Here is an 11,573-nt window from a genome sequence, read left to right as displayed (position 1 = left end):
AACTTCTTTAGTATAATATTTGTTAAAAATAAAATATTATACTTTTAAAATAGTTTATTACAATTGGATTTGTATTTTTGCAGAAATTTGCTTTTAATTTTAACAAATAAAAACTGTATAAAAAAATATTAAATGAAAGAAAAACATCATTTATATCGAAATAAATTAATTGTTAAGGCATATTCTTTGACAGAAATTTTAATTGTATTATGTATTATTGGTATACTATTATTAATGGTTTTGCCAAATCAAACCTCTATAATTGGTCAGGCAAAAGCTATTGAGGCACAAGCTATGCTTAATCAAGTTTATGGCTTGGAGAAAAGCTATTTCTACAGACATTCAAAATACTCTAACAGTTTAGAAGAAATAGGTTTTGAACAGGAAAAGACAGTTGACGAGGGCGGACAAGCTGTTTATAAAATTGAAATTCTGGAAGCTTCAAATGATTCTTTTTTAGCCAGAGCAACTGCAACATCAGATTTGGATGGTGACGGAAATTTTAATACCTGGGAAATAGACAGTAAAAAAATATTAACCGAAGTAACAAAAGAATAAGATGAAAATATCATTAATAATTTTATTACTGTCTTTAGTAATTATTTTTTTTCAGGATTGGAAACACAGAAAAATACATATTGGTTTACCGATTGTAATTTTTGGAATTTCTTTCTTTATAATTCCTGTTGAACGTAATGAATTATTCAAAATTATACTTTTTAATACGGGCTTCTTTTCACTCACACTAGGCATTTTGACATTTTACATGAGTCTTAAATCTAAAAAATTCCTAAATCCTTTCGAGTATTATTTTGGATTAGGTGATTTGCTGTTTTACCTGGCTATTACTCCTCTTTTTTTATCAAAAAACTACATTCTTTTTTTTATTCTGTCACTTCTGTTTTCTATTATTTTACAGCTTGGAGTGAATAAATTCATCAAACAAGAAACAGTTCCTTTAGCAGGGTTCTCGTCTTTATTTTTATTAATCATATTATTGAAAGATCACTTTATGATTTTTCAGAAAATCACTTTAGTATAATGTCAAAAGATATTACGATTCTTTCTGAAGTGCAGTATATGGTTTCGAATGAACTTGCCAATCAATATCGAATCCTGCCTAAGTTTTTTTCTAAAAACACTTTAGAGCTATATGTCGATGATTCTAACAATAATGAAGATACAAGGGAGGAATTAGAACTTTTTTTAGGAAAAAATGTTGCTTTTTATCCAATGGATACTTCTGAAATAGAAAAGGCATTATCCATTTATTACAGAAAAGAAAGAGCATTAAGTGCTAACAAATCTTTAAATGTTGACAAAGGTGATTTTCTGGAAAATTTATTAACAGAAGCAAAATCTTTAAAATGCAGTGATATTCATTTTGAAGTTTATGATGATTCTTCCCGTATTCGTTTTCGGATTGATGGACAATTAATAGAACGTTATAAAATAGAACATGCCAATTATCTGGAATTAGTAAACAAAGTCAAAATTAAAGCTAAATTAAATATTACCGAAAAAAGGCTTCCTCAGGATGGAAGGATTACTAATGAATCTTTTGACATCAGGGTTTCTATTTTACCAACTTTATTTGGCGAAAAAATAGTAATGCGCCTTTTAGGTCAGGATGCCTCAAATATTGACCTGAATACGTTAGGGCTTCAAAAAGAAGAACTCGAAAGTTATTTGGAAGCGGTAAAAAAACCTAACGGAATCATACTAATTAGTGGCCCGACAGGATCTGGTAAAACAACCACACTTTATGCTACGTTAAGATTACTAAATGAGAGCCGAAGAAATATAGTAACTGTAGAAGATCCTATCGAATATACCCTAAAAGGTATTAACCAGGTACAATTAAAAGAAGATATCGGACTAACATTTTCATCAGCGCTAAAATCGTTTTTACGTCAGGATCCCGATGTCATCATGTTAGGAGAAATTCGGGATTCTGAAACTGCTTTAATGGCAATTAGAGCTTCATTAACAGGGCATTTGGTTTTGTCTACCATACATACCAATTCAGCAATAGGAACGATCTCAAGGTTGATTGATATGGGAGTTCCCTCCTACTTAATTGCAGAAACTTTAAATCTTTCAGTAGCACAAAGATTGGTACGGAAACTCTGCAATTACTGCAAAAAAGAAACAAAGTGCAATCTTAAAGATTTTCCGCTAAATTTTATATTCCCTTATGAGATTTCTTCTTACTATAAACCTACTGGCTGCAATCAATGCTTTCATACCGGTTACAAAGGAAGAACTGCAATTTATGAAATTTTGAATATTAACAATACAATTACTGAAGAGATCAAGAACAACACCATTACAAAATTAGCGAGTAATGATAAAGATTATAAATCATTGTCAAAAAAAGCATTTGAGATTTTAGCCATGGGAGAAACTTCGCTGGAAGAAATATATTCAATTTTAATAAACATATAAACAAATGCTTAAAAGGACCGTATGCGTACTAGCTACGTTATTTTTTACGAACATAATTGTAGCACAGCAAGATATTGTTGAATTAAGTAGAAAATTTGATGAATTGTCAATTCAAAAAAAAGGATTGAATGAAACTATTAAAATTGATGTATCAGGACTTACATTACATGATTTCATCTCCTCGATTGCAGAAGAACATCAATTGAATGTTGATATTGATACAGAATTAAATCAACCTTTTGCTACTAACTTTTTTGATGTCACGGTCAAAGATGTTTTTATACATCTAGTTCAAAAATATGATCTTGAAGTTTATTTTATGAATAACATTATTCTTTTCAAAAAAAGAAAAGCAGTCATAGTTGTCGAAAAAAAACAGCATAAAATCATTGATGTTAGCTACAATTCTCAAAACGATTTTTTATCTGTAAAATTAGAAAACGATACTTTATCTGCTGTTGCAAAGGCAATTATAGATAAATCTGGTAAAAATTTAATATTAGCTCAGGAGATAAAAAATATAGAAATTTCTTCCTATATATTAAATAGGCCTTTTGATCAGGTAATTGAAATGATTGCCAAATCAAATGATTTATTAGCCACTAAAGATGATAATGGATTTTATTTTATAGAAAAAAACATCATCGACAAATCAAGTACGCAAAAAAACAATCCTAAAGCAAAACAGCCAAAAGTTAGTCTGGGTGTTCCGGGATTTTATGAAATAAACATTAATAAAAATGGCTTTTTACAGGTAAACGCTTATATCGCAGATGCTTCTGATTTACTTACAGAAGCAGCAGAAAAATTACACATCAATTATTTTTTATATAATAAACCTGAAAATGAGAAAACAACTCTTTCTGTCGACAATATTACCTTTGATGAGTTACTTGCACACATTTTTAAAGGAAAAAAATATACCTATAAAAAACAAGATAATTTCTACTTAATTGGCGAAGAAGCTACAGAAGGACTTAGAATTACTGAGATGATTCAATTAGAAAACAGATCGATAGAATCTGTTATTGGAGCCTTACCAAAAGTGTTTTCAGAGAAATTAGAAATAAAAGAATTTATAGAATTAAACGGTCTAATTGTCTCTGGATCCAGATCTATACTCGAAGAATTAAAAATTTATATCAAACAAATTGACAAAGTTGTACCAATGGTACAAATTGAAGTAATTATTGTACAATACAATAAATCATATGACATACAAACCGGAATGAAAGCTGGTTTAGATAAAATAAACTCGGTTCAAACTGGCGGAATATTATTTCCAAGTTCTGATGTTACCTTAAACGGATCTTCTGTAAATAGTTTAATAAATGCTTTTAATGGTTTTGGCCTTTTTAAACTTGGAAAAGTAACCGAATCATTTTATCTCAATCTTAAACTTCTCGAAAATAATTCTGTCCTCAAAATTGAATCCACACCTAAAATTGCAACAATAAGCGGTCATGAAGCCAAATTATCAATTGGAGAAACAAGTTATTATTTTGAACAAAGTAACCGATTAATAAACAACACTATAGGAAATGACATTTTGAATTCAGGAACTTGGAAGTCAACAGATGCAAATTTAAGTGTTTCTATCAAGCCATATGTATCTACAGATGAAAATGTAACACTGACAATTGCGGTAGAAAAAAGTTCTTTCTTAGCAAGAGTTGGTGAAGATGCACCTCCGGGTAAAGCTACTCAAAAATTTGAATCTCTAGTCAGAGTAAAAAATGGGGAAATGATTTTACTGGGAGGTTTAGATGAATTGAAAAAAGAAAACTCCGGAACCGGAACTCCTATAATATCAAGAATTCCTATTGTAAAATGGTTCTTCAGTAGCAGAAAAAAAGGAAAAAGTGATTCTAAACTCCACATTTTTATCAAACCAACTGTTATTTACTAATGTTAGCTACTTTATCTAAATTCATAAAACTGAATGACATAAATGTCGTTGGAGTAATCAAAAAAAACGATTACGAGATTTACAATTTGCTTGCTGTAAAAAAGAAAGCAAACAAAATTTCTATTGTTTCTAAACAAACCTTTGAAAGCTTTGAAATATTGACAAAAAACATCAATAAAAAAACACCCGTTTTAATAGTAATAGAAGGAAAAGGTGTTTTGAATAAAGAGATCGATTTTGAAAATGAAGCTGATGTGAATTGGCAAAAAAATATTGATTACAATGCCATTTACTATACAGATTTAAAAGGATTAAAATCAAACTTTATCAGTTTTTGCAGAAAAAATATTGTCGAAGAAACGATTTCTAAATTTCAAAAAAATGAATTTCAAATTGTGGATATTTATATTGGTTCCTTTTTAGCTTCCTTATTAAATAATGTTTTAAAAAAGCAGGTACTATTTTCTAATGATTTACGTCTGGAGTTTGAGAATGAAAAATTATTAAACTTTACAAAACACGAGGAGAAAGAATTAACCTTATATAAAATTGGAGAAGATACAATTTCAAATATTTTTTTACCTCTATATGGTGCAATTATACATTTTTTTGTCAAACAAAAAGAGGTTTCAAAAACTACCAATACCAATATAAATAATGAAGAACTAATTTACAAGAAAGCTTTTAATGTTTTAGGAACTACAATCCTTTTCAGCTTCTTTATTTTATTGCTATTAAGCTATTTTATTAGACAACATTATGGCACTAAAAACTTAGAACTAAAACAGCAAACTGTTTATTCAGATCAATCCTATCAACTCATATTAGATTTAGAAGCGAAAAAAGAAAAAAAAATGAATATTTTAAAAGAATCCAGAGCATTATCCTCTAAGTTTCTTTCTTATTATGGTTATCAAATTATCCGGACAATCCCGTCTAATATTTCTTTAGATGAATTAAATATTATTCCTCTAAAAGAAGAATACAGAGAAAACAAGAAGGTATTCTTTAATAATAAAACCATTATAATTAAAGGAGAAACTTATCAGGAAGGATCTTTTAACAATTGGCTTGAGGAGCTAAAAAAGATGGATTGGTTGCAACGTTTTGAGATCATAAATATAAAGAAAGACAAGAAAAACAAATCAATATTCGAAATAAAAATAACGCTGAAAAATGTTTGAAAATTATTCTTATAAACAAAAATTTTACGCACTGATCGGAATCTTCTTTATTTTATCACTTACGGCTTATAAAAGATCCTTCTATCCCTTGTTTGATGTTGTGAAAGAATATCAAACATTATCCAAAAGGGCAGAAAATATTAATAAAAAAACACAAAACACAAATAGTTTAGCTAAAGACATTGCTTATTTAGACAAAATTATTGGAAAAGAAGGCGTTGCAAAAGAGATCGTACAACAAGGTATTATAAGTTTTGCGTCTAAAAACTCTCCAGAAGTCTCAATAAATAATTTAAAAGCAATACATGACTTTCCTGAAGATAATTATCACATCATAACAAATCAGCTGGATGTAACAGGAAACAGCAACCAACTCTTAAATCTGGCTTATAGTTTTGAACAGAAATTTAATCTTTCACAAATAGTCAGCATGAATTTTTACATCACAAAAAATAACAATAAATCTGAAACTCTCCATTTAAAAATGATTTTCCAAAACTATGAAAACAATAAATAAATTAATATTAATAGCCTTAACAATTCTTACTTATTCATGCGAAGATATATTTGAAAAAAATATTAGCAATGATACGGTACAAAACCTTTATCCTATTAATAATCCCATTATTGAAAGTAACGTTGTAAGTTTTCGATGGAACACTCTCAATGGCGCAGATAAATATCGCATTCAAATTTATGAATCTAATCAAATTCTCGTCCTTGATTCCTTAACTAACAAGACAAGCATTACATTACCATTAAATACCGGAAACTATATTTGGAGAGTAAGGGGTGAAAACTATGCCTATGAATCTATTTACTCATTTCCTTCTAATTTCTCCATCATAATCCCTAATGACTTAAACAATCAACAAGTTATACTAATTAGTCCGGAGAATAATACGTTTATAAATTTTATTAATGTAACACTAAATTGGCAAGCCTTAAATAATGTCACAAGTTACAGCCTTAAATTAGTTAATACAGCTACCGGGCAGGAAATATATTCAAACACGAACTTGACAAATACTTCATTTACTCTTGATTTACTGACTCTGGAGGATGGCAATTATGAATGGAGGTTAAAGGCAAAAAACACAGATACTGAAACAAAGCAATATTCTGCTCGTAACTTCAATATTGACAGAACAGTACCCAATCAGCCAAAAAATATTTTGCCCACTGATAATTCAATTCAAACAGCCGGTTCAAATACTACTTACACCTGGAGTATTGCGAGCGATACAGGAAATGTAAAATCCCCTATTTCTTATATAGTTGAATTTGCAATGGATACTGATTTTAATACTATTCTTCAAACTCAAAACAGCAGCTATACAACATTACAGCAATCTTTTTCAGCTAAAGGAATTTATTATTGGAGAGTTAGAGCAATTGACGAAGCTGGAAATATTGGTATAAACAGTGCAGTATTTAAGTTTACCGTGAATTAAATATGGGTAAAAAGAAAATAAATATAATTCTTATTCTGATAGTTTTGGGATTATGGGGAACTGTTGGCTATAAAATAATAAACAAGCAATTTTCAAACAATAAAACAATTTCTAAAAAACAGGATCAAATAGACAATATAGCAATTAACCAGATTAACAAAGACACTTTTGTATTAGAAAAGTTAAGTCACGATCCATTTTTAACTAAAGAATATCAAACTACAATTTTATCTCTTAAAGAAATAACAACTGATAGAATACCATTAAAAAAAGCGATATATCATGCTCCCATAAAAACAAATTCAAGTGTTAAGTGGCCACTTCTTAAGTATTATGGATATATTCTTTCTAAAGAAAGAAATAACGAAGTGGTTTTACTAAAAATAGATTCAAAACTGTATAAACTCAAACTCAATACTCCGCTAAATGGTTTAATCATTAAAAAGAAATATAAAGATTCTATTGAAGTGTATTTCAATTCAGAAACAAAAATAATTCGTTTAAAGAGTACTGATTAAATCCAATCATTTAGAAAAAAACATATCACTTATACAACAAAAACTACTTATTTTGAAAACAATTATTTTAACACGTTCCTTTATACTTTTTTTTGCATTTGCACTAGTGTCTTTTGGCGATCCTTTTATGATAAAAAAAATCTCAGATAAAGATTTTAGATATGAGTTTTATACTACGAACAAAAAAACTACAGCGAATAAAAATATAACCTATTACTGGTTTAAAGGAGGAACGTTACATGAAACTCAAGGGGGAATGTCAGGTGATTTACTTGATGGAGAGTTTATGAGAATGTTTCATAGTAACCAACTGGCAGAGCAAGGCAAATTTAGAAAAGGTATAAAAATTGGAATTTGGAAAACCTGGTACCCAAATGGTATTTTAGCCACAACTCAAAATTGGCATAATGGTGTACGTTCCGGAAAATATATATGCTATGATCAAAGTGGTAATTTACTTGAAACAGGCAGATTTATGTCTGATTTTAAAACTGGAAAATGGATTAATTTAGAGAAAAGAGACACGATTGCTTATAAAAAAAATATTATAGTTAAGCAAAAAGAAATCTTTACTAAATCTGAGAAATACAGAATTAAACAAGAAAATATTAAACTAGAAAATGCTACGAAAACTCAAAAAGAATCAGAAGCAACATCTGATGCTATGAAGCTCGCAAATTATAAAATAAAGGCTAAAAAAGAAAAAAGAATTGCAAGCGAAAAAACTAAAACAGAAAAAGCTACACAAAAAGCATCCAGAGAACAAGTAAAAAATGAATCTCAAAAAGATTCAAAAGTAAAAACATTCTTTAATACCCTTTTTAAAAGAAGTCAAAACCAACAAAATAATGGTTAAAGCTCACAGTTTGCTATACGCCATATATATTTGCCTAATAGTTTCTATAATTTGCGGTGCATTGCTGTATTTTTCAAATTTGTATAATCAACTTAATTTATATTATAACCTACAAGAGGAACTTTATATACAAAATCAATCCGTTTTAAATTTTGCTTTAGGAAATAAAACAGTGCACACAGAAATAAATAAAAATGAAAACTCGGGTATCGAAGGCAGCTTCGAAACAAAATCATATGGGTTATTATCTCTTGTTTTAGCTAAATCCTACATTGCAAACGATACTGTTTCATCTGTTCATTTTGTTGGTGAAAGGAACTTTGATAAGAATGCCATTTACTTAACCAATTTATTTAAATCCCTTTTTTATTCAGGAAAAGTAAAATTAATTGGAAACAATCAATTACCAAGCACTTTTATCGAAACATATTATATAAATAATAATCTTAACCAGCTTACAACAGAAGGAAAAATTACAATTTCTAAACCACAATTACCTGAAATTAATCCCGAATTTAAAAAGATTTTTTTAGGGTTAAAATCTGAAAAAACAAAACTCTCAAATGTCGAAAAAACAAATGATTCCTTATTCTATAATTCATTTTTTAATATAACAAAAGAGGTTTCTGTAAAATCGACTCTTGGAAATATAATATTCAAAGGCAACTTTATATTACGTTCACAAGATTCTATTAGAGTAAAAAAAAATACGGTTCTGGAAGATGTCATTTTAATAGCTCCAAAAATATCTTTTGAAGAAGGTTTTAAAGGAACTGTTCAGGCATTTGCTACAAAAGGAATTGAACTTGCAGAAAATGTCACTTTAAATTATCCATCAGTGATTTGTGTTTATAATGAAAGTGCAGAAGAATCAAAAATTAAAATAAAAAAAGGATGTCATATCAATGGTGCTGTTGTTTTATTTGGGAACTCAAATGATTTAATTCATAAAAATACTATCGAAATAGACGAAGGAAGTCTTCTTTTTGGAGATTTGTATTGTACTGGAAAATTAATGCTCAAAAGCAATGTTTATGGCTCTGTATATACTAATGCTTTTTTTATAAAAAACAGTTCTTCATCTTACGAAAATACGATCAGCGATATTGAAATTAATACCAATAAACGTCCGGATTATTTTATCTCAATTCCGTTATTCAATACAAAAGCAACAACTTATGGAGTCATTAAAAAAGTATTCTAATCTAAAAGGTAATTCTCTGCTTGAATCAGTTATTGCGTTAACCATTATTTCAGCCTGTTTATATTTTGCAATAATGATTTTTGCTTCAGTTTATACACCAAAAGCTTCTGTGAAATTTTACAGCACTCAAAATAAGGTAAATGAACTTTTTTACTTATCAGAATTAAAAAATGATTCAATATCAGATAATCCAAATAAAAACCTTTTGATTGAAGAAGAAGTCGTTAACGATCAACTTAAAAAGATTATAATACAGTATAATGATAGTACACAATTTAAGTTTGAAAAAAGCTTTTATGTTCAAAATGATCCAAAATTACCCTAAAAATATAGCTGCCTTTTCTATTATAGAAGCAGTTGTGAGCATGGCAATTACAGCTATTATTATGGGGTTTTTATTTGTTATTTTTTCGATTGTTACAGGAAGAATGCTGGATTTTAAAAATCAAAATCAATTGGTAAATGATCTAAACAGATTAACATACAGTTTAAACAAAGACATTTTTGAAAAAGAAAAAATGACTGTTCTGGAAAATGAAATTTATTTTAAAGGATACACAGGTGAAAGGGTTTCTTATCAATTCGCAGACGACTATATTTTAAGAAACAGTGAAACATTTATCGACACTTTTAGAATTAAATTAAATAAAATGATTGTAGATACAGTCAAAAGCAAATCAGAACAATTTGTGTTTCAGAAAATAAATTTAAATATAAAATCAAATGAAAAAGAATTGGATTTACGCTTTTACAAAAGAATCTATCCAAATGAATTATTAGAAAAAATAAAGAAGTAATGAGTTTTGATTTAACTACATATAAAACATTAAAAGCAGAGAAACCGGATTTTAGGATTAAAACTAATTCTTTTCAGTTTTCTAAAAAGCTTTCTGATAAGAAAAAGGAGATTTTCTACAGAGAACTTGGTATGCTTTTAAGATCTGGCGTTGACTTTAAAAAGGCGTTGGAAATTTTAAGCAATCAGTCTGCCAATAAATTTGAGAAAAAAATGATTCTTGAAATCAAGGAAAAGGTAGTTGAAGGAAGAAGTATTTACGAATCAATGCGCGAAACCAATCAGTTTTCGACCTATGAATATTACAGCATTCAAATTGGTGAAGAAACCAGAAAACTGGAAGAAGTTTTAGAAGAATTACAAAAGTATTTTAACCGAAAAATTCAAATGAAAAGACAAATTGTTTCGGTTATGACCTATCCAACAATTGTAATGCTGGTTACTATTTTGGTTTTGTATTTCATGCTGAATAAAGTGGTGCCAATGTTTAGCTCCGTTTTCAAACAATTTGGAAGCGAATTACCAAAAAGTACTCAAATTATTATAAAAATATCAAATCATTCAGGATTAATTTTCTCTATTGTAATTGGAGCCATAATCAGTTTACTAGTAATTCATATATTATTAAGAGAAAAAAAAAGTTACAGATCGTTTACTACTAAAATAATTTTAAAAACACCTTATTTTGGAAACCTGATTCGCAAAATATACATTTCCCGTTTTTGTCAAGCAATGAATTTATTAATTACATCAAAAACAACTTTAATAAATTCCTTGTCTTTAACCGCAAAAATGATTGGCTTTTACCCCATTGAAATTGCAATTGAACAAATAAAAGAAGACATAACAAAAGGAGCTTCTTTAAATGAAAGCTTGAAAAAACATAGTGTGTTTGAAAACAAAATGATTTCAATGGTAGAAGTGGCGGAACAAGTTAATCAACTTGAAACAATGTTTCAAAGGTTAACAGAACAGTATAATGAGGAAATAACCCACCAAACCAAGATGATTGGTGTTATTTTAGAACCTGTGATTATCATTGTAATTGGAGCAATTGTAGGAGTAATTATGGTCTCGATGTATGCGCCGATGTTTGACTTGAGTAAAATTATAAATCAATAGTTTATAATTTTGGTACATCTTAATAAAAATCAGTAAGTAATAAATCAAAAAAAAGACTTCCAATTAAGAAAGTCTTTTTTAA

Annotated in this window: 13 protein-coding genes; all 13 read left to right on the top strand. The window is 28.5% G+C overall.

The features are described 5' to 3' along the window. Positions 1-132: 132 nt before the first annotated feature. Positions 133-558, top strand: a complete 426-nt coding sequence (locus BXU01_RS13485) for a type IV pilin protein (protein WP_083693673.1) — start codon at positions 133-135, stop codon at positions 556-558. A 1-nt stretch (position 559) separates the two neighbouring features. After that, positions 560-1,042: a hypothetical protein gene (locus BXU01_RS13480; protein ID WP_083693672.1), complete on the top strand. Its 483-nt coding sequence runs from the start codon at positions 560-562 to the stop codon at positions 1,040-1,042. Next, on the top strand, positions 1,042-2,448 hold the full coding sequence (locus BXU01_RS13475; protein ID WP_083693671.1) for a GspE/PulE family protein: 1,407 nt from the start codon (positions 1,042-1,044) through the stop codon (positions 2,446-2,448). The genes BXU01_RS13480 and BXU01_RS13475 overlap by 1 nt, the downstream gene beginning before the upstream one ends. A 4-nt stretch (positions 2,449-2,452) precedes the next feature. Beyond that, positions 2,453-4,357 (top strand): type II secretion system protein GspD, encoded by a 1,905-nt coding sequence (locus tag BXU01_RS13470; protein ID WP_083693670.1) that lies wholly within the window; start codon positions 2,453-2,455, stop codon positions 4,355-4,357. After that, a complete protein-coding gene (locus BXU01_RS13465; RefSeq protein WP_083693669.1) occupies positions 4,357-5,541 on the top strand; it encodes a hypothetical protein in 1,185 nt (394 codons plus the stop codon). The genes BXU01_RS13470 and BXU01_RS13465 overlap by 1 nt, the downstream gene beginning before the upstream one ends. Then, positions 5,534-6,058, top strand: coding sequence for a hypothetical protein (locus BXU01_RS13460; RefSeq protein WP_083693668.1), 525 nt, complete (start codon positions 5,534-5,536; stop codon positions 6,056-6,058). Before BXU01_RS13465 ends, BXU01_RS13460 begins: the two co-directional genes overlap by 8 nt. Beyond that, positions 6,042-6,995 (top strand): hypothetical protein, encoded by a 954-nt coding sequence (locus tag BXU01_RS13455; RefSeq protein ID WP_083693667.1) that lies wholly within the window; start codon positions 6,042-6,044, stop codon positions 6,993-6,995. Before BXU01_RS13460 ends, BXU01_RS13455 begins: the two co-directional genes overlap by 17 nt. Before the next feature lie 2 nt (positions 6,996-6,997). Further along, positions 6,998-7,513 (top strand): hypothetical protein, encoded by a 516-nt coding sequence (locus tag BXU01_RS13450; RefSeq protein WP_083693666.1) that lies wholly within the window; start codon positions 6,998-7,000, stop codon positions 7,511-7,513. A gap of 52 nt (positions 7,514-7,565) precedes the next feature. Then, complete coding sequence (locus BXU01_RS13445; RefSeq protein ID WP_123774042.1) at positions 7,566-8,369, top strand: toxin-antitoxin system YwqK family antitoxin; 804 nt, start codon at positions 7,566-7,568, stop codon at positions 8,367-8,369. A gap of 172 nt (positions 8,370-8,541) precedes the next feature. Then, positions 8,542-9,573 (top strand): hypothetical protein, encoded by a 1,032-nt coding sequence (locus tag BXU01_RS13440; protein WP_123774040.1) that lies wholly within the window; start codon positions 8,542-8,544, stop codon positions 9,571-9,573. Further along, on the top strand, positions 9,548-9,898 hold the full coding sequence (locus BXU01_RS13435; protein WP_083693663.1) for a hypothetical protein: 351 nt from the start codon (positions 9,548-9,550) through the stop codon (positions 9,896-9,898). The genes BXU01_RS13440 and BXU01_RS13435 overlap by 26 nt, the downstream gene beginning before the upstream one ends. Beyond that, positions 9,879-10,370, top strand: coding sequence for a type II secretion system protein J (locus BXU01_RS13430; RefSeq protein WP_255373765.1), 492 nt, complete (start codon positions 9,879-9,881; stop codon positions 10,368-10,370). The genes BXU01_RS13435 and BXU01_RS13430 overlap by 20 nt, the downstream gene beginning before the upstream one ends. Beyond that, complete coding sequence (locus BXU01_RS13425) at positions 10,370-11,491, top strand: type II secretion system F family protein (protein ID WP_083693661.1); 1,122 nt, start codon at positions 10,370-10,372, stop codon at positions 11,489-11,491. The genes BXU01_RS13430 and BXU01_RS13425 overlap by 1 nt, the downstream gene beginning before the upstream one ends. The last annotated feature ends 82 nt before the right edge of the window (positions 11,492-11,573 follow it).

It is taken from the genome of [Flexibacter] sp. ATCC 35103, assembly GCF_001975985.1.
GTDB lineage: Bacteria > Bacteroidota > Bacteroidia > Flavobacteriales > Flavobacteriaceae > Flavobacterium.
Note: the sequence above shows the minus strand (reverse complement) of the source record. Positions and strands in the feature narration are given on the sequence as shown.